Here is an 18,749-nt window from a genome sequence, read left to right on the forward strand (position 1 = left end):
CCGGCGGACGCTGGAGCCGCCGGTCGGCCGGTCAGCGACAGGCGATGAAGCTGGTGACCAGCACCAGGAACACCGCGATCGCCGGCGGCGCGAGGAATGCGGCGAAGCCGCCGGCGACGGCCGTCAGCCGCGGTGGTGAAGACGAGTGGATGTCGAGCCGGTTCAGCCGGATGGCCGTGTCGCCGCCCGCCATCGCGAGGGCGCGTGGTGGCCCGTCCATCGCCCGGATCGCCATGAGCGCAGACCGGAGTGGTTCGCGTCCGCATTGAGCGGCCGCTGCCTGGTCGGCGGCCAGTTCCACGAGCAACCCCATCGCTCCGGGCAGCTCACGCATCAGCGGAATGAACCGCAACGTCCGGCCCAGTGTTTCCGCCCAGCCGGTGAGCAGATGGTGATGTCCGCGAACGTGGGCTCGTTCGTGCGCGAGCACGGCTCGCAGTTCGCGCTCCGTCAGTCGCGCGGCGAGCCCGTCGCTGGCGACCACCAGCGCCCGGCGGCCGCCGAGGCTGTACGCGATCGGCCGAGCCTCTGGCAACCACAACGTGGGCACCGGCCTGGTGTCGCGGGCGCCGACGAGCTGCAGCGCGGTCAAATGGCGCCGATGCAGGACGTGCCGCCGTCGCCGACGACGCAGCGAGGCCAGCACCAGCCGACCGAGCGCGGTGACCAGCACGGTGCCCGAGACAGCCCCGACGAGCGGGTCGAGGCCGGGAAGGTCGTCGTGGTTCGCCGCCGACCAGCAGTCGTGGAACAGCCGGATGACCGCGTCGGCCGGGCCATGACCCGGCAGGACGAGGAGCAGTACGCCGGCGACCGTTCCGGCGAGCACGCCGATTGCGGTCAGCAGCCAGCAGGCGATCGCCGTCCCGGGGGCGACCCTCGCGGCCAGCCTGCTCAACAGCCCCGGAGACCACCAGCCGACCACGATGGTTCCGAGCAGCAGGGCAGCCGCGAGGATCACCGCCGTCTCGGCTTCCGGCGCAGCGCCCTGCGGAGGATGTCCGACTCCTCGTCGGTCGCCGTGCTGACGAAGTGCAGCAGCACCGACTCGCGGTCGTCGACGGAGTCGAGCACCTGCCGCAGGCTCTGCGCGGTGGCTTCCTCGCGGGTGGTGACGGCGAGGTAGTGGTAGGCGCGATTCTCCAGGTCGCGGACGACCCAGCCCTTCCGGTGCAGGTTGTCCAGGACGGTCATCACCGTGGTGTACGCCAGGTCGCGATGCCGGTTGAGCTCGTCGAGCACCTGGCGGACACGCAGCGGTTCGGCCGCGTTCCAGAGCACGTCCATCACCGACGCTTCGAGCTCGCCCAGTCCCAGCATGACACCTCCACGGGCAAGGATACTTCCTGCGCTTGAGGCTGCCGATGATCGCCGGGGCGGCCGCCGCCCCGGCGATCGGTGATCAGCTCTGGGTGAGCAGCTCCTGCATCTCGGTGATCTCCGCCTCCTGGGCGTCGATGATCTTCTGAGCGAGCGCCTTCGCGTCGACGTTGCTGCCCGTGGAGAGTTCGGCCTTGGCCATGTCGACCGCACCCTGGTGGTGCCTGATCATCATGTCCAGCCACATCTTGTCGAACTCGGTGCCCTCGGCGCCCTCGAGCTTCGTCAAGTCGGTACCGGACATCATGCCGGGCATCGAGCCGTTCATGCCCGGCATACCGGGCATGTCGGCACCCCAGGCGGTCAGCCAGCTCTGCATCTGCCGGATTTCGGGGCCCTGGGCCCTTTCGATCCGGCTCGCGAGATCGATCACCTTCGGATTGGTGCTGCGCGACGGGACCAGTTTCGCCATGTCGAGGGCCTGGCTGTGGTGCGGGACCATCTGCTGGGCGAACGTGGCGTCTTCGGTGTTGTGATCGGCGGCGGCCAGCGCGGACGGAGACGGAGCAGGAGCCGGCGAACTGTGGTCCGTTCCGGGCGTCGAGTCGTTGCTACTGCATGCGCCGAGAAGCACGGCAGAGGTCAGGGCAATACCGCTGATGATGATGTTTTTGCGCACGACAAATCCTTCTCTGTGCTGTTGTACGTGAATCGACGGGACTGTGTGAGGCCGGGTCGATCACGTGCGCAGTACGCACAGAGAAGTCAGGATGCTTCGGCCGCATCCGTCGGGCGGACGTCCCCTCCGCGGCGAGCCGTGGAACTGGGGCGACCGGGGAAACCTCGTGGTGAACCACGAGAGACCCAGGAAAGCGACCAGTGCCAGGAGAAGCGCGCCGGCCGCGCACAGCACGGCCAGGCAGAGGTGCAGCATGTCCTGCATGCGGTTCGGCATGCCCGGATCGTGTTCGCCGGAGCCGCTCATCGGTGGAGCAGCCACCGCTTCCAGTCCCACTTCTGACATTGCCTGGGTCGCAGTCATCCCTGCGGCGCCGGGCCTGCCGACGGCCACGCTGAAGTGGTGCATCGCGACGACGCTCACGGCAAGCGCGCACAGCAGGATGAGCTGCTGTACCTTGCCGAGCCGGTTCACCGTCACGGCGCCACCGTATCAACCGCGCGTAGCTCCATGACGGACGTCGTTCTCCGCTCTTCCCGGTGGTCTGGGCTGGATTCGGGGACTGCTTTGCCACACGGACGCGCGTGCGGGCCGGTTCAGGACCGGAAGACCGGTACCCGACGTAGTTGTTAATCGTGCGCCGAGAAAGGTGATCGTGGTGGCAGGCGCGGATCTGTGAGATCCGCGCCTGCCGGCGCGCCGGCTCGAGGGGGAGGGGCCGGCGCGGGTGCGTGAGCGGCACCGTGCGATTGCCCTGCAGCGCGCTCCCGATACTATAGCAAATAGTAGATCGCCGCCCTTCGAGGGCGAGCAGGCCGTCGGCGGCCGTGGTGTTGGGAATTCACCGGCGTCAAGCCGGGATGTGGCGAGCATCGCCGTCGAGGTGGGGTTCCGCGGCGGCGGTCCGTGGACCATGATGTCGCGGGTCTGTGGTGGGGCCTTGGCAAAGGTGGTGAATACGCTGGTGTCGATCCGCCACGGTGACGGTCCGGCCGTCCCGGAGAACCAACCGGGGCGGAATCCCTCGGAGCCGGTGGTCATGAGCCCGTCGGCCGCGCTGGACGCCGCGCGGGGCGGTGACGACGACGCATTTCGCGTGCTGTACCGGGCCGTCCAACCGGGTTTGCTGCGGTACCTGCGAGTCCTGGTCCACGACGAAGCCGAGGACGTCGCGTCGGAGGCCTGGCTGCAGGTTGCGCGGGACCTGGGAAAGTTCCGCGGCGATCTGGACGGCTTCCGTGGCTGGGCGGCGACCATCGCCCGGCACCGGGCCCTCGATCACCTGCGAAACCAGCGCCGGCGCCCGGTGGGCGTGGAGCGGGTCGAAGAGCTTGCCGACGTGCCTGGACGCGAGGACACCGCCGGGTCGGCCGTCGACGCGATCGGCACCGACGCGGCACTCGCCTTGATCGCGAAACTGCCTCGTGATCAGGCCGAAGCGGTTCTCCTGCGGGTCGTGATGGGCCTCGACGCGCCCGCTGCGGCCAAGGTGCTGGGCAAACGTCCTGGCGCGGTGCGCACCGCGGCCTACCGGGGCCTGCGCACGCTGGCCGAGCGGTTGCCACCTCGAGAGGTGCGCCAAAGCCGCAGGTCCGAAGCCGGTGTGACAGAAACGAAGGCGTCGACGCTGAAGGAGGCGAGATGAGCATGAACCGTTCTCGACGACTCGACCGGCGGACCGCCGAGGAAATCCTCGACGGCGCACCGGGCGGGCGCGACCACGCGCTGAACGCTTTGCTCGCCGCCGCGGCCGGGGCGGCGAGTGAGGGTGGACTGCGTGGGGAACAGGCCGCGGTCGCGGCGTTCCGGGCCGCTCGTCTCGCCCCCGCCCCTCGACCCCGGAGACGTTCGATGATCAAGACCATGCTGGCGAAACTGATCGCGGCCAAGTTCGCGGTGGCGGCCGCCGCGGCCGCAGCCGTGACCGTCGGAGGTGTCGCCGCGGTCGCGGCGACCGGCAACCTGCCCGGTTCGCCGGACTCGCACTCGGCGAGTACGTCGGCAACGACTGCTGCGTCGGCCACGTCGAGTGTGTCGAGAATGGAGGCGGCCGAGTCCTCGCATGGCGGGGCGACGGGCAACGAGGCCGCGCCCAGCGGGTCCCCGACTCCCTCACTGATCGGGCTGTGTCACGCCTATACCGCCGGCGCCGGGTCGGATCACGGAAAAGCCTTGGAGAACCCCGCATTCACCGTGCTGATCACCACCGCGGGCGGCAAGGACAAGGTCGACGCCTACTGCACGAAGGTCCTTGCCGACACCGATCACGCCTCCCGGGGCGCCGTGACCACCCCGCCTCCGGCCGCGAACGACCACCCTGCGCAGCCCCATCCGACCGAGGGGCAGGGTGACACGCACAAGACCGTGCCGCCCGTCACCAAACCCACCCACCCCTGACGCGCCGAGGCCTGACCCGGTTCGCGGGCAGGCAGTCGGCGGGTGCGCGCGCCTTGTCGGGGTACGCCGCACCGTCGTGAGTGCAGAGTGCCGTGGGAGGCACACACTCCACTCACGACCTCGGTGACTCTTCCCTCCCCCGGAGAGTCACCGGCTGAGAAGCGGGTGGCGGTCTCCCGCCCCACCGGCGGGAGACCGCCACTCGCTTCCGAAGACCGTCCGGCCCCGGCTGGAAACGTCGCGACCGATTCCGACATACCGAACGACTGCCCTCGTGATCGATGTCGATCGCGAGGCGCTGGTCGTCCATTGCGGCGACATCGCCGTACCGATCCATCCTCCGGCGGTCACAGATTTCCGAGTGGATGACGAACGGTTGCCGGGAGGTAAGCAATCGGGTCGCTCGGCGGAATTCAAACGAAGTGCTCGGTGTGGTTCATTTTCGATTGCCGAAATTTCCCCGGAGAACCCTGCTTCGTTCGGTGGTTCCGGTCACGTGGCCGAGGCTTCAGGCTGGACCCGCCGTCCTGGGGGCGCATTACCCGGACCGACATGCCCGGTTGACTGCCGTCCGGCTGTTTCCTCTTCGCAGGACCGGGGTGCCGCGGCAAACCTCGGCATTATCCCGCGGATTGCTGTGTGAGGTCGGCGAAGGACCCGACGGTGCCGGGGTGTTGCTCGATGACCGCGAGGGCGTAGGTGAGCACGAGTTGAGCCGTCCGGGCCTGCTGTTTCGCGGTCTCGTCCGCTCCGTTGCAGGCAAGAGCAAGGTTCGCTTCCCGGCGCAGCCAGCGGTTTCGCTCTCGGCGGAGGGTGGCCACCTCGGGTCGTGGTGCGGCGGGTTCGGGAAAGGCCTTCGCTGACATCGGTGAGTCCCCTCGAAACGGCTTTGCGGCAATGGTAGCCGGACGAACGGTAATTCGCTGGTTCGTGACCGGAAAGAAATTTGAGATTCGTCAATACAGCGGTCATTTAGAGCGTGTCTTACGTGGTGATCGGGCGCTGGTAAGCGATGATCTTGGCTGTGGTGGATCGGTTGTCGCTGCGGTTGGTGCCGGACGAGCTGTGGGCGTTGGTGGAGCCGTTGATCCCGGTATTCGCGCCGCGTCCGCAGGGTGGTGGCACGGCGCCGGTGGACGCTCGCGCGGTGTTCACGGCGATTGTGTATGTGCTGACCAGTGGATGTGCGTGGCGGGATCTGCCGCCGTCGTTCGGGGTGCCGTTCCAAACCGCGCACCGCCGCTTCGGTCAGTGGACCAAAGCCGGGCTGTGGCGACGCTTGCATCATGCGCTATTGGACGAGCTCGGCAGCCAGGGCCTCATCGACTGGAGCCGCGCGATCGTGGACGGTGCCTGCGTGCGGGCCAAAAGGGGGGATCTCTGACCGGGCCCAGCCCAGTCGACCGCGGCAAGCCCGGCTCGAAGATCCATGCCCTGTCCGATCGCGCCGGGCTGCCGCTTGCCGTCGCCGTCTCCGCGGCCAACACCCACGACAGCCACGCCCTCAGACCGCTGGTGATGGCGATCCCGGCGATCAAGTCCCGTCGTGGTCCGCGGCGGCGCAAGCCGGCCAAGCTGCACGCCGACAAGGCCTACGACCAGCCCGGCCTGCGGCGCTGGGTCCGCGACCGCGGCATCAAGGTCCGCATCGCCCGCAAAGGCATCGAATCCAAGGACAAGCTCGGCCGGCACCGCTGGGTGATCGAACGAACGATGGCCTGGTTCACCGGATACCGGCGCCTCACGTTGCGCTACGAACGCAAAGCTGAGCACTTCCTTGCCTTCCTCATTCTCGGAGCCAGCCTCACGTGCTACAAGAGACTCCGCAAACTCACCACATGAGACAACCTCTTAGTTGCAGTGCGGCTTGAAAAAGGTGCCTGTCGGAAAATTGCAAGCCAGAACTGGTGAAGTGCCTGTGTGTTACGTCGGCGAGCGTGACCGCCGGCGGCCAGCATTATGCAGGCGGGCAGCTGGTGTGGCGCGTGCTGTGCGGCCACTCGCCAGCCGAGAACGCGCGGTGACGGGTTCGTCGAAGACGAAGAAGTGGTGCTCGTTCGGCCCTCGGCTGATGCCTGCCCGGCTCGCGCAGCCACACCGCGATCAACGAAGCCGAGCGCGCGGAGGACGGCGTCTCACGCTCGGAACTGCGTGACGAGAGCGACTGCCTCCGAGTACAGGGCGACGGATTCAGCAACCGGCCGCAGGGGCCTGATGGCATCGGTGCCGCTGTGAGGCCGTGGCGTCTTGGTTGCCACTTCGAGGGGAAGCACCCAGAACGCGTGGCGAGGCTACGGAAAGTGACACGCGTTCACGGTGAACGCGGCCCGCCCCGACGCGACGAAGTGTCCGGGTCGGTGGTCACCGGACTCGAGGACAAGCCGCACGGACGCCGCTGGGTGTGCGATCAGCTTGCGGACCCTTCGACGAGTCCGGTGGCGAGCAGAACGACGCCGAGCGAGCCGATCAGCGCGGTGATGGACGCGGCTCTGGCTGTGCCCGGCTGCCCTTTGGCCTGGGCGACGCCGTGGACGCTCGCGGCGGCCATGACCACCGCGAACAGCAGCAGCTTCGTGGCAAGCATCCGGCCGTAGCCGGGTTGCAGGAGCGAGGCCCAGGTGACGCCGTGCCGGCCGGCGAGCAGGATGCCGGTGGTGAGCTGGACTGGCAGGAACGTGGTGAACGTGATGATCGCGAACCGTTTGCCCACCGCGCGCAGCACGTCGGCCCGGTCGGCCGCGGCGAGTGCTCGGCGTACGGGCGGCAGCACGACGACGGTGATGGTCAGCTGGCCGCCGACCCAGACGATGGCGCCGAGGACGTGCAGGAACCGGAGGATGGTCCAGATGTCGATCACGGGTGCTCCGTGACGGTGATGCTGCCGTGGGCGCCGTTTTCGGCATGCCGCATGTCGTGGTCGACGAAGGGGTAGTGACCGGGTTCGGGGAAGGTGAGCTCGACGAAGCCGCCTTGCGCGGGTGCCAGGTCCAGCGCCTGGGCGCCGCCGGCGGTGTCGGTGGGGCGCAGCAGCCAGCCGCCTTCCTTGTAGAGGGTGTCGAACTGGGCGCCGACGACGTGGAACGAGGTGGTGTCACCGGGGCCCGCGTTGACCACCCAGATCCGCACCCGCTCCCGGGTGCGGGCGACGAGCGGGGCGTGGTCGTACTGGGCGGCCGTGCCGTTGAACATCCACCCGTCGGGTTGCCCGGCCCGGATCTTGGCGACCTGGGAATCGCTGCCGGGGTCGCCGAGGTAGAGCTGGGAACCGACCAGGACGTACTCGCGGTCCACGGCGGGGAGGCCGGGCGGGTCGATGATCACCGCGCCGTACATGCCGTTCGCGATGTGCTGGGACATCGGCATGGTGCTGCAGTGGTACAGCCAGGCCCCGGCCCGCTGCGCGGTGAATCGGTAGACCAGGCGTTCGCCGGGGGCGAGAGTGCGCATCGGCCCGTCCGGTGCGAGGGCGCCGGCGTGGAAGTCGATGCCGTGGCCCATGGCGGTGTCGTTGACCAGGGTGATCTCGAACCGGTCGCCCACCTTGCCGCGCAGGGTGGGGCCGGGGGTCGTGCCGCCGAAGGTCCAGCGGCGCTCCCGTCGCCCGGGCGCGACCTCCACGTCGCGTTCGCCGACGCGGAGCTCGATCCGGTGCACGGTGCCGGTCGAGGGAGCGAGCGTGGCGTCGCGGGGAACCCAGCCCGGTGAGGGGTCGGCGGCCAGATCGAGCCCGGGGACCGCGGCGGTGCCGTTCTCGCTGTCCGGGGTCGCCGGGGTGTGCTGGTGGCCGCCTTGGACGCGGATGCTCAGCTTCATCCCGGCGGCGCGGTGCCCAGCCACGTCGCACCAGGCCTGCCGGTCACCGCTCACCGGCCCGACGTCGAGCAACGCGGTTTCGCCCCGGGCGAGCCGGGGTGTGTGCTCCCCGGTGTCCAGGCGCAGGTCGTGCACCATCGCGTCCTGGTTGGTCACTCGGAGCACCAGGCGGGAGCCGGCCGGGACGTCGATGGTGCCGGGCAGGATCCGCATCCCGCCGAGCGTCACCTCGACGGTGTGCTCCGCGCCGGAGACCGTGGTGGGGGCGGGGGAGTTCCGGCCGCTGGTGGCCAGCGCCGTGGCGACCACGACGACGATCAGCCCGGCCAGGACCCCGGTGGTCGTGCCTCGAGGCGGCTGCGGGCCGGGTTCGAGGTCGAGCGCACCCCGCCGCGCGACGGGCACCGCCACGCGCAACGCCAAGGTGACGAAGGTGGCGGCGCTGAGCCCCGCGAGCGCCCAGCCGATCCGGGGCAGTGGTTCCGGCAAGCCGGCGGCGACCAGGGGGACGGCGACGTTGGCCGCGACGGTCCGCAGCTGCCAGCCGCGCGCCAGGATCCCGGCGACGGCTTTGTGTTCGGCCGGACCGCGGCCCAGCACGACCGGCAGCAGCTGGGTCAGCGCGCCGACGAGAACCTGGGCCGTGAAGCCGACGGCCAGGACCGGCATGACGGTGCCGACGATCTCGGGCAGCGCGTCGACCGATCCGGCCAGGACCAGCCGGGTCGCGTCGAGCAGCACCGCGATCGCGACCCACCCGGTCGCGGCGGCGAGCATCCACGCCGCCGGGCCGCTGATCCGGCCGGCGGGCCGCAGCGGAACGATCACGAGGACGGTTCCGGCGGCGTAGCAGGCCAACCCCGCCACGGTCACCCACACGTTCGCCGTCAGCATGCCGCCGACGGCGAGAAGCAGCCCAGCGGTCAGCGTGGGCAACGCTCGTCGCGCGGCCTTGAGGCCGCCGGCGGTGATCCGCGTGCCGGTGGTGGTCGGCCAGAGGGTGAACAGCGTGCCGAGCACGGACAACCCGATCCAGCCCAGGAGCGCGAGGTGCACGTGCGCCGCCCACAACCGGGCGTACCAGTCCGCGGCGCCGATCGCGAGTCCGGCACCGAGCACGGCGACGGCGACCAGCGCCGCGCTCGCGGCGGCGTAGAAGCCGATCAGGTAGCCGAACCGGCCCGGCAGTGAGGCTTTGCGCAGGCGCAGCAGGTGGACGGTGTGCACGGCGGCGATCGCCGCGACGCCGGTCCCGCCGACGCCGGCCAGCGCCGTGATGTCGATCGTCACCCCGACGATCGTGGTGACGACGAACAGGTTCAGCGCGGTCAGGCCGAGCGCGAGCCGCCGTGGCGGCGGGCCGGGCACCCGGCACAGCGTCACGACGAAGTGCTCCGACCAGATCACGATCGCGTTGGTCGCCGCTCCGAGCAGCAGGGCGTGCAGCGCCACCCAGCCCGGCAGGCCGAGCAGCTGGTGCGCGGCGAGCAGGCCGACGGCCACCGTCAGCCAGCCGAGCACCACGACGTTGGCCCACACGAACACCGGCCCCCGCGGACCCGGGCGACGACCGGCGCCTTCAGCCCGCGCCGGCGGCGGGGCGAGGTCGACGAACTGCGTCACCGGCCACCCCGGCTGTCGGTTACCCCGGTCTGGTTCACGCCGTTCAGGGAACCCGGCGGCCGGTGCACCCGGGTAGGGACGTTGGTCCTTTCGGGGAAAGGCCGTCGCCCCTATTTGCCTGCCGGCAGATCACCGACGCTGGGTGTGCTCGTCGCAGGAGCGGCGGCTGAATCCGACCGGGCCGACGACGAGCTGAGACGCCGATGACCTCGCCACACCGCACCCCCCGCCACGCGACGGACGCGACACCGACGCGACCGCAGGACTCCCCGCCACCCACACCGGGGGACGCACCGGTCACGACCGGGCGCCGGATGCTGATGCTGACGCTGGCCACGACCGGGTTCGCGATCAACTTCTGGGCGTGGGCGCTGCTGAGCCCCCTCGGTCCGCTGTTCAAGGACTCGCTGCAGCTGACGGCGTTCCAGCAGGCGCTGCTGGTCGCCGTGCCGGTGGTGGTCGGGTCGCTGGGCCGCATCCCGGTGGGCGCGCTGACCGACCGGTTCGGCGGGCGGGTGATGTTCCCGGCCATCTCGGCGCTGACGATCGTGCCGGTGCTGTTCCTCGGCCTGCTCGGGCACGGATCGCTGGCCGCGCTCCTGGCCGGCGGGTTCTTCCTGGGGCTGGGCGGGACCGCGTTCGCGGTCGGGGTCCCGTTCGTCAACGCGTGGTTCCCGCCGCAGCGGCGCGGGCTGGCGATCGGGATCTTCGGCGCCGGCATGGGCGGCACCGCCATCAGCGCGCTGACCACCGTGCCGTTGGTCAAGGGAAGCGGGGTGGCGACCCCGTTCGTCGTTACCGCGGCCGTCCTGGCGGTCTACGCGATCGTCGCGGCGTTGCTGCTGCGGGACGCGCCGGGCCGGGTGGTGCCCACCGAACCGCTGACCCGCCGCTTGGCCGACACCGCGCGGTTGCCGGTGACGTGGCAGGCGTCCTGGCTGTACGCGGTCGCGTTCGGCGGGTACGTCGCGTTCTCCGTCTACCTGCCCGCCTACCTCAAGACCGCGTACGGGCTCACCCAGGCCGACGCCGCGAACCGGATGGCCGGGTTCGTGCTGCTCGCGGTCCTGATGCGCCCGGCGGGCGGCTGGCTGTCCGACCGAATCGGCGCCATCCGCGTCCTGATCGCCGTGTTCGCCGTGGTGGCGGCCGGCGCCGCGGTGCAGGCGTTCGACCCGGCGCTGATGCCGCTGGGCACGATCGCGTTCCTGGCCATGGCCGCCGCGCTCGGCGCGGGCAGCGGAGCGGTGTTCGCGCTGGTCGCGCTCTTGGCGCCGGGGAACAAGGTCGGCTCGATCACCGGCGTCGTCGGCGCCGCGGGCGGGCTCGGCGGGTTCATCCCGCCGCTGGTCATGGGCGCCCTCTACGGCGCCTTCGGCTCCTACGCGCTCGGTCTGACGGCACTCGCCGTGGTCGCCGCGGCCACCCTCGCCTTCACCGCGACCATTGTGCGACGCTCGCTACGCGCCCACCAGCACGCCGAGGCAGGAGCCGACCATGTGTGAGTACTGCGGGTGCCAGTCCCTGACCGCGATCGCGGACCTGACCCGGGAACACGACGAGGTCGTGACGCTGATCAGCCACGTCCGCGCCGCGCACGCCGAGGGTGCCGTGGCGAAGATGGCGGAACTGGCCGGCCGGATCACGACGATCCTCGGCCCGCACACCGCCGTCGAGGAGCACGGGCTGTTCCCGGCGCTGGCCGCCGACTTTCCCGAGCACGTCGCCGAACTGACCAGCCAGCACCGCGTCATCGAAGCGGTGCTCGGCGAGGCGGCCGGCGGGGTGCCGGCCGACGCCACTTGGCCGGCCCGGCTGCTCGAGGCGCTGCACCTGCTGCGCGAGCACATCCTCGCCGAGCAGGACGGCGTCTTCCCCGCGGCCCTGAGTCACCTCGCCACGGCCGACTGGGAGGCGATCGACGAAGTCCGCCGCCGCGTCGGGACCGGGTTGGCCGAACACAGGCACTGACCGAAAGCAAGACCTGCGCCACCGAGCCCCGGGCCACTACGGTCGGGGAGTCCGGTTGATCGACCCGCCTCGCCCTGGCCAGGAGGTACGACACGGTGACCAGCGAAGCCGAGCCCCGCCCGCGCGAGACGGGCCTGGACTCCGAACTGACCGACGCCCTGGTCCGCACCCGCCGGTTCTTCACCCGCGCGGACGTGTCCGAGGACCTGCGGACGCTGCACAAGATCGGCGGCCGGCAGGCCGACGAGTTCTACCGGGACCGGTGGAGCCACGACAAGGTGGTGCGCTCGACCCACGGGGTGAACTGCACCGGGTCGTGTTCGTGGAAGGTCTACGTCAAGGACGGGATCATCACCTGGGAGGCCCAGCAGACCGACTACCCGTCGGTCGGCCCGGACCGGCCCGAGTACGAGCCCCGCGGGTGCCCGCGGGGAGCCGCGTTCTCCTGGTACACCTACTCGCCGACGCGGGTGCGCTACCCCTACGTCCGCGGGGTGCTGCTGGAGATGTACCGGGAGGCCAAGGCCCGTACCGGCGATCCGGTGGAAGCGTGGGCGGAGATCGTCGAGGACCCCGAGCGGGCGCGCCGGTACAAGGCGGCGCGCGGCAAGGGCGGGCTCGTGCGGGCGACCTGGGACGAGGCGACCGAGCTGGTCGCCGCCGCGCACGTGCACACGATCAAGCGCTACGGCCCGGACCGCGTCGCCGGGTTCTCGCCGATCCCGGCGATGTCGATGGTGTCCCACGCCTCCGGCGCACGGTTCGTGTCCCTGCTCGGCGGGTCGATGCTGTCCTTCTACGACTGGTACGCCGACCTGCCGGTGGCCTCGCCGCAGGTGTTCGGCGACCAGACCGACGTGCCGGAGTCCGGGGACTGGTGGGACGCCGGCTACCTGATCATGTGGGGTTCGAACCTGCCGGTGACGCGCACCCCGGACGCGCACTGGATGGCCGAAGCCCGCTACCGCGGCCAGAAGGTCGTCGCAGTCGCCCCGGACTACGCGGACAACGTCAAGTTCGCCGACGAGTGGCTGCCCGCCCGGCCCGGCACCGACGGCGCGCTGGCCATGGCGATGGGCCACGTGATCCTGCGCGAGTTCTTCGCCGAGAAGCAGGTGCCGTACTTCACCGACTACGTCCGCCGCTACACCGACCTGCCGTTCCTGGTCCGGCTGGAGGGCCGGGAAAACGGCTTCGTACCCGGCAAGTTCCTCACCGCGGCCGACCTGGACGGCCACGCCGAGGCGGAGAACGCGGCCTTCAAGACCGTACTGCTGGATTCGGCGACCGGGGAGCCGGTGGTGCCGAACGGCTCGCTGGGGCACCGCTTCGGCGAACAGGGGGCCGGCCGCTGGAACCTGGAGCTCGGCGACGTCGTCCCGGAGCTGTCCCTGCACGGCGGGGACGCGGTCGAGGTGGACCTGCCCCGGTTCGACGCGCCGGACGGCTCGGCCACGACCCTGCGCCGCGGCGTGCCGGTGCGGCGCGTCGGCGGGCACCTGGTCACCACGGTGTTCGACCTGCTGCTGGCCCAGTACGGCGTGCACCGCGACGGCCTGCCGGGCACCTGGCCGACCGGCTACGACGACGCAGAAGAGCCCTACACCCCGGCGTGGCAGGAAGCGCTGACCGGCGTCCCGGCCCAGGCCGCGGCGCGGATCGGCCGCGAGTTCGCCGCCAACGCCGAAGAATCCCGGGGCCGCTCGATGATCGTCATGGGGGCCGGGACCAACCACTGGTTCCACTCCGACACCATCTACCGGGCCTTCCTCACCCTCACCACGCTGACCGGCTGCCAGGGGGTCAACGGCGGCGGGTGGGCGCACTACGTCGGGCAGGAGAAGTGCCGGCCGGTCACCGGCTGGTCGCAGCTGGCGTTCGGGCTGGACTGGTCCCGCCCGCCCCGGCAGATGATCCAGACCGCCTACTGGTACCTGCACACCGACCAGTTCCGCTACGACGCCTTCGGCGCGGACACCCTGGCCGCGGCCACCGCCGGCGGGCAGCTGGCCGGCAAGACCACCGCCGACGTCATCGCGCAGGCAGCCCGGCTGGGCTGGATGCCGTCGTACCCGACGTTCGACCGCAACCCGCTGGACCTGGCCGACGACGCCGAGCGCGCCGGGAAACCGGCAGGCGAGCACGTGGTCGCGGAGCTGAAGGCCGGGAACCTGCGGTTCGCCTGCGAAGACCCGGACGCGCCGGAGAACTTCCCGCGCGTGCTGAGCATCTGGCGGGCGAACCTGCTCGGTTCGTCGGCCAAGGGCAACGAGTACTTCCTCAAGCACCTGCTGGGCACCGACTCCTCGGTCCGCGCGGCGGAAACCCCGCCCGGGGCCCGGCCGAAGGACGTGGTGTGGCACGAGGAGGCGCCGGCGGGGAAGCTGGACCTGCTGCTGACGCTGGACTTCCGGATGACCAGCACCACCGTCTTCTCCGACGTCGTGCTGCCCGCGGCGACCTGGTACGAGAAGCACGACCTCAACACCACCGACATGCACCCGTTCGTGCATTCGTTCAACCCGGCGATCGCGCCCCCGTGGCAGACCCGCACCGACTGGGCCGCGTTCCAGGCCATCGCCGACGTCTTCAGCCGGCTCGCCGAAACCCACCTCGGCGTGCGCAAGGACGTCGTCGCGGTGCCGCTGCTGCACGACACCCCCGACGAGCTGGCGACCCCGCACGGGCGGGTGCGCGACTGGAAGACCGGCGAGTGCGAACCGGTCCCCGGGGTCACCCTGCCGAAGCTCGTCGTGGTGGAACGCGACTACGGCGCGGTCGCGGCGAAGATGCGGGCCCTGGGACCGCTCGCGGAGGAACTCGGCGCCACCACCAAGGGGGTCACCTTCGACGTCGGCCGCGAGGTCGAGTACCTGCGGCACAAGAACGGCGCGATCCGCGGCGGCCCCGCCGACGGGCGTCCGTCGCTGGTGCGGGACGTGCACGCCTGCGAGGCGATCCTCGCGCTGTCCGGCACCACGAACGGGCACCTCGCGACGCAGGGCTTCCGCACCCTCGAACAACGCACGGGCACGCGGCTGGCGGACCTGGCCGCCGAGCACGAGGGCAAGCAGATCACCTTCGCCGACACCCAGTCCGCGCCGGTCCCGGTGATCACCTCGCCGGAGTGGTCCGGCAGCGAAACGGGCGGCCGCCGCTATTCGCCGTTCACCATCAACGTCGAACGCCGCAAACCGTGGCACACCCTCACCGGGCGGCAGCACTTCTACCTCGACCACGACTGGATGACCGAGCTGGGCGAAGGGCTGCCGGTGTTCCGGCCCCCGCTGGACATGACCGCCCTGTTCGGCGAGCCCCGCATCGGCGAACAGACCGAACTCGGCGTCACCGTCCGGTACCTCACCCCGCACAGCAAGTGGTCGATCCACTCCGAGTACCAGGACAACCTGTTCATGCTCAGCCTGTCCCGGGGCGGCCCCACGATCTGGATGTCCACCCAGGACGCCGGCAAGGCCGGGATCGCCGACAACGACTGGATCGAGGCGGTCAACCGCAACGGCGTCGTCGTCGCCCGGGCGATCGTGTCGCACCGGATGCCCGAGGGCACCGTCTACATGCACCACGCCCAGGACCGCCTGATCGACGTGCCCCGCGCGGAGACGTCCGGGAAACGCGGCGGCATCCACAACTCGCTGACCCGGCTGCTGATCAAGCCGTCGCACCTCATCGGCGGCTACGCGCAGCTGTCGTTCGCCTTCAACTACCTCGGCCCGACCGGCAACCAGCGCGACGAAGTGACGATCATCCGCCGCCGGAACCAGGAGGTGACCTACTGATGCGCGTCATGGCCCAGATGGCGATGGTGATGAACCTCGACAAGTGCATCGGCTGCCACACCTGCTCGGTCACCTGCAAACAGGCCTGGACCAACCGCTCCGGCGTCGAGTACGTCTGGTTCAACAACGTCGAAACCCGCCCCGGGCAGGGGTATCCGCGCACGTACGAGGACCAGGAACGCTGGCGCGGCGGCTGGACGCTCGGCCGCCGGGGCCGGTTGAAGCTCACGGGCGGGGGCCGGCTGCGCAAGCTGCTGACCATCTTCAGCAACCCCAAGCTGCCCTCGATCGACGACTACTACGAGCCCTGGACCTACGACTACGAGAACCTCACCACCGCACCGCGGCAGGAGCACACGCCGGTCGCCCGGCCGAAATCGCTGATCAGCGGCAAGGACATGAAGATCTCCTGGTCGGCCAACTGGGACGACGACCTCGGCGGCGCGCCCGAGCACGGCAGCAAGGACCCGCTGCTGAAGAACCTCGCCGACAAGGTGAAGTTCGAGTTCGAGCAGACGTTCATGTTCTACCTGCCGCGGATCTGCGAACACTGCCTCAACCCCTCCTGCGCCGCGTCCTGCCCCTCGGGGGCGATCTACAAGCGCAGCGAGGACGGCATCGTGCTGGTCGACCAGGACCGCTGCCGCGGCTGGCGGATGTGCGTGTCCGGCTGCCCGTACAAGAAGGTCTACTTCAACCACCGCACCGGCAAAGCCGAGAAGTGCACGTTCTGCTTTCCCCGCATCGAAGTGGGTCTGCCGACGGTCTGCGCCGAAACGTGCGTCGGCCGGCTGCGCTACATCGGCCTCGTGCTCTACGACGCCGACAAGGTTCTCGAAGCAGCGTCCACTCCGGACGAACACGACCTCTACGACGCCCAGTGCGACGTCCTGCTCGATCCGGAAGACCGGCAGGTGCAACACGAAGCCGAACGCGCGGGCATACCGCTGGACTGGATCGAGGCCGCGCGCCGGTCGCCGATCCACGCGCTCATCAACACCTACCGGGTGGCGTTGCCGCTGCACCCGGAATACCGCACCATGCCGATGGTCTGGTACATCCCGCCGCTGTCGCCAGTCGTCGACATCGTGCGCGACACCGGCCACGACGCCGAAGACCACGGCAACCTCTTCGCCGCGATCGACGCGCTGCGCATCCCGGTGGAATACCTCGCCGAGCTGTTCACCGCGGGCGACGTCGAGCCGGTCAACGCAGTGCTGCGACGGCTGGCCGCGATGCGCAGCTACATGCGCGACATCAACCTCGGCCGCGAACCCCAGGAGGCCATCGCCGAAAAGGTCGGCATGACCGGGGAACAGGTCTACGACATGTACCGGCTGCTGGCGCTGGCCAAGTACGACGAGCGCTACGTCATCCCGCCCGCGCACGCCGAGCAGGCCCACGGTCTCGAGGAACTCGCCACCGAGTGCAGCCTCGACTACGAAGGCGGTCCCGGCATGACCGGCTCCGGCCCGTTCGGCGAAAGCTCCGGCGGCCCGTCCCCGATCGCGGTGGAGAACTTCCGCATGCTGCGCGACCGCCAGACCACCGACACCCTCGCCGCGCCCGTGGACAAGGGCCGCCGGGTCAACCTCCTCAACTGGGACGGCAAGGGCCGCCCGGACGGCCTCTTCCCGCCCCGCGACCGGCCCGGCGGCGGCGATCCGGCGGGGGAGGTGGAGCCGAAACCATGACCGTCACCGACCGCCACCGCGCCACGGCCTGGCAAGTGCAGTCCGTGTTGCTGAGCTACCCCGACGAACTGCTGCTCGAACGCGTCCCGCTGCTGCGGGCCGCGACCGGGACGTTGCCGGCTTCGCTCGCCGGGCCGCTGGCGACGTTCCTCGGCCACGTGACCGCCACGCCGCTCGCCGGGCTCGCCGCCGACTACGTCGCGACGTTCGACCACCGGAAGCGGTTCAGCCCCTACCTCACGTACTTCGCCTACGGCGACACGCGCAAGCGGGGGATGGCACTGCTGCGGTTCAAGCACGCCTACCGCGCCGCCGGCCTGCGGCTCGACGACAGCGAACTGCCCGACCACCTCGCCGTCGTCCTCGAATTCGCCGCCGCCGGAAACGCCGAGACGGGCGTGCGGCTGCTCACCGAACACCGGGCCGGCCTCGAACTCATGCGGCTCGGCCTGCACGAGACCGGGTCGCCGTGGGCGGCCGTGCTGGACTCCGTCTCCGCCACCCTGCCGCCGCTGAACGGCCGTGACCACGACGCCGTCGCGCGGCTGGCCGCCGAAGGGCCGCCCGAGGAAGAAGTCGGCCTCGCCCCCTTCGCCCCGCCCGAGTACATGCCCGATCCCGAAGGAGCCCGTCGATGAGCACGCAGCTCCTCGCCGAAGCCGCCGAGACCCCGGTGAGCGCCCTGGACATCGTGCTGTGGGTCGCCGTGCCCTACATGTCCATCGCGGTCTTCGTGGTCGGGCACTACTGGCGCTACCGCTACGACAAGTTCGGCTGGACCACCCGCTCTTCCCAGCTCTACGAGAACCGGCTGCTGCGCATGGGCAGCCCGCTGTTCCACTTCGGCATCCTGCTCGTCGCGCTCGGCCACGTCGGCGGCCTGCTGATCCCGAAGTCCTGGACCGAAGCCCTTGGCATCAGCGAGACCGCCTACCACGTCATGGCCGTCACGCTCGGCGTGCTCGCCGGGTTCTGCACCCTCGCCGGCGCGGCCATCCTCGTTTACCGCCGCCGCACCGTCGGGCCCGTCTTCTCCGCCACCACCCGCAACGACAAGGTCATGTACGTCCTGCTGGTCGGCACCATCCTGCTCGGGCTCGGGACCACCGTGCTCGGCAACCTCACCGGTCACCCGCACGACTACCGCGAAACCGTCGCTCCCTGGTTCCGGTCGATCTTCGCCTTCCAGCCGCGGACGTCCCTGATGCTCGAAGCCCCCCTCGGGTTCCGGCTGCACGTCCTGGCCGCCTGGGCGCTGTTCGCGTTCTGGCCGTTCAGCCGCCTCGTGCACGTGTTCTCGATGCCGCTGGGTTACCTCACCCGGCCCTATATCGTCTACCGCAGCCGGGACATCCGGCTCGGTGCCCGCAAGCCCCGCCGCGGCTGGGAACGCGTCAACTGACGATCTCCCCCGTTCGCTGCACCGGGTGACTGGACATCCGGGCGGCGCCGGTG

General features: G+C 70.4%; 16 protein-coding genes. 9 read left to right on the top strand and 7 right to left on the bottom strand.

Annotated features, from left to right (window positions below; translation table 11 throughout):
• Positions 1–31 precede the first annotated feature (31 nt).
• The 4 genes from QRX60_RS28635 to QRX60_RS28650 all read right to left on the bottom strand — a co-directional run bounded on the left by QRX60_RS28635 (position 32) and on the right by QRX60_RS28650 (position 2,479).
• A complete protein-coding gene (locus QRX60_RS28635) occupies positions 32–961 on the bottom strand; it encodes a M56 family metallopeptidase (RefSeq protein ID WP_285994523.1) in 930 nt (309 codons plus the stop codon).
• Positions 958–1,320 (bottom strand): BlaI/MecI/CopY family transcriptional regulator, encoded by a 363-nt coding sequence (locus QRX60_RS28640; RefSeq protein ID WP_285994524.1) that lies wholly within the window; start codon positions 1,318–1,320, stop codon positions 958–960. The genes QRX60_RS28635 and QRX60_RS28640 overlap by 4 nt, the downstream gene beginning before the upstream one ends.
• Positions 1,321–1,402: 82 nt before the next feature.
• Entirely contained in the window at positions 1,403–1,999 is a 597-nt protein-coding gene (locus QRX60_RS28645) for a DUF305 domain-containing protein (RefSeq protein ID WP_285994525.1), read from the bottom strand.
• Between the two features lie 60 nt (positions 2,000–2,059).
• Positions 2,060–2,479, bottom strand: coding sequence for a hypothetical protein (locus QRX60_RS28650; RefSeq protein ID WP_285994526.1), 420 nt, complete (start codon positions 2,477–2,479; stop codon positions 2,060–2,062).
• A gap of 247 nt (positions 2,480–2,726) precedes the next feature.
• Between QRX60_RS28650 and QRX60_RS28655 the strand changes: the two genes are divergently transcribed.
• On the top strand, positions 2,727–3,644 hold the full coding sequence (locus QRX60_RS28655; RefSeq protein ID WP_285994527.1) for an RNA polymerase sigma factor: 918 nt from the start codon (positions 2,727–2,729) through the stop codon (positions 3,642–3,644).
• Positions 3,641–4,396: a hypothetical protein gene (locus QRX60_RS28660; protein WP_285994528.1), complete on the top strand. Its 756-nt coding sequence runs from the start codon at positions 3,641–3,643 to the stop codon at positions 4,394–4,396. Before QRX60_RS28655 ends, QRX60_RS28660 begins: the two co-directional genes overlap by 4 nt.
• A gap of 620 nt (positions 4,397–5,016) precedes the next feature.
• Here QRX60_RS28660 and QRX60_RS28665 read toward each other — a convergent pair.
• Positions 5,017–5,262, bottom strand: coding sequence for a hypothetical protein (locus QRX60_RS28665; protein WP_285994529.1), 246 nt, complete (start codon positions 5,260–5,262; stop codon positions 5,017–5,019).
• 146 nt (positions 5,263–5,408) lie between these two features.
• Between QRX60_RS28665 and QRX60_RS28670 the strand changes: the two genes are divergently transcribed.
• A protein-coding gene (locus tag QRX60_RS28670) for an IS5 family transposase (RefSeq protein WP_408630145.1) occupies positions 5,409–6,238 on the top strand; the annotation gives its coding sequence in 2 pieces (ribosomal slippage) (positions 5,409–5,763 and positions 5,763–6,238; 831 coding nt in all).
• A 565-nt stretch (positions 6,239–6,803) separates the two neighbouring features.
• Here the strand turns inward: QRX60_RS28670 and QRX60_RS28675 are convergent.
• Positions 6,804–7,253, bottom strand: a complete 450-nt coding sequence (locus tag QRX60_RS28675) for a hypothetical protein (protein WP_285994531.1) — start codon at positions 7,251–7,253, stop codon at positions 6,804–6,806.
• Positions 7,250–9,832, bottom strand: coding sequence for a multicopper oxidase domain-containing protein (locus QRX60_RS28680; protein ID WP_285994532.1), 2,583 nt, complete (start codon positions 9,830–9,832; stop codon positions 7,250–7,252). The genes QRX60_RS28675 and QRX60_RS28680 overlap by 4 nt, the downstream gene beginning before the upstream one ends.
• A gap of 314 nt (positions 9,833–10,146) precedes the next feature.
• Between QRX60_RS28680 and QRX60_RS28685 the strand changes: the two genes are divergently transcribed.
• The 6 genes from QRX60_RS28685 (at position 10,147) to narI (ending at position 18,696) form a co-directional block, all read left to right on the top strand.
• Entirely contained in the window at positions 10,147–11,337 is a 1,191-nt protein-coding gene (locus QRX60_RS28685; protein WP_286003720.1) for an MFS transporter, read from the top strand.
• Positions 11,330–11,803: a hemerythrin domain-containing protein gene (locus tag QRX60_RS28690; protein WP_285994533.1), complete on the top strand. Its 474-nt coding sequence runs from the start codon at positions 11,330–11,332 to the stop codon at positions 11,801–11,803. Before QRX60_RS28685 ends, QRX60_RS28690 begins: the two co-directional genes overlap by 8 nt.
• A 134-nt stretch (positions 11,804–11,937) precedes the next feature.
• Positions 11,938–15,600 (top strand): nitrate reductase subunit alpha, encoded by a 3,663-nt coding sequence (locus QRX60_RS28695; RefSeq protein ID WP_286003721.1) that lies wholly within the window; start codon positions 11,938–11,940, stop codon positions 15,598–15,600.
• On the top strand, positions 15,600–17,294 hold the full coding sequence (gene narH / locus QRX60_RS28700) for a nitrate reductase subunit beta (RefSeq protein WP_285994534.1): 1,695 nt from the start codon (positions 15,600–15,602) through the stop codon (positions 17,292–17,294). Before QRX60_RS28695 ends, narH begins: the two co-directional genes overlap by 1 nt.
• On the top strand, positions 17,291–17,932 hold the full coding sequence (gene narJ / locus QRX60_RS28705) for a nitrate reductase molybdenum cofactor assembly chaperone (protein ID WP_285994535.1): 642 nt from the start codon (positions 17,291–17,293) through the stop codon (positions 17,930–17,932). Before narH ends, narJ begins: the two co-directional genes overlap by 4 nt.
• Positions 17,929–18,696, top strand: coding sequence for a respiratory nitrate reductase subunit gamma (narI, locus tag QRX60_RS28710; protein ID WP_285994536.1), 768 nt, complete (start codon positions 17,929–17,931; stop codon positions 18,694–18,696). Before narJ ends, narI begins: the two co-directional genes overlap by 4 nt.
• Positions 18,697–18,749: the final 53 nt, after the last annotated feature.

This window comes from Amycolatopsis mongoliensis (assembly GCF_030285665.1).
GTDB classification, from domain to species: Bacteria; Actinomycetota; Actinomycetes; order Mycobacteriales; family Pseudonocardiaceae; genus Amycolatopsis; species Amycolatopsis mongoliensis.

What these genes read in the sequence shown, in the direction of transcription:
- QRX60_RS28660 (WP_285994528.1), top strand. Translation starts at nt 3,641, where the DNA reads ATGAGCATGAACCGTTCTCGACGACTCGACCGGCGGACCGCCGAGGAA.
- QRX60_RS28685 (WP_286003720.1), top strand. Translation starts at nt 10,147, where the DNA reads ATGCTGATGCTGACGCTGGCCACGACCGGGTTCGCGATCAACTTCTGG.
- QRX60_RS28665 (WP_285994529.1), bottom strand. Translation starts at nt 5,262, where the DNA reads ATGTCAGCGAAGGCCTTTCCCGAACCCGCCGCACCACGACCCGAGGTG.
- QRX60_RS28690 (WP_285994533.1), top strand. Translation starts at nt 11,330, where the DNA reads ATGTGTGAGTACTGCGGGTGCCAGTCCCTGACCGCGATCGCGGACCTG.
- QRX60_RS28640 (WP_285994524.1), bottom strand. Translation starts at nt 1,320, where the DNA reads ATGCTGGGACTGGGCGAGCTCGAAGCGTCGGTGATGGACGTGCTCTGG.
- narH (WP_285994534.1), top strand. Translation starts at nt 15,600, where the DNA reads ATGCGCGTCATGGCCCAGATGGCGATGGTGATGAACCTCGACAAGTGC.
- narJ (WP_285994535.1), top strand. Translation starts at nt 17,291, where the DNA reads ATGACCGTCACCGACCGCCACCGCGCCACGGCCTGGCAAGTGCAGTCC.
- narI (WP_285994536.1), top strand. Translation starts at nt 17,929, where the DNA reads ATGAGCACGCAGCTCCTCGCCGAAGCCGCCGAGACCCCGGTGAGCGCC.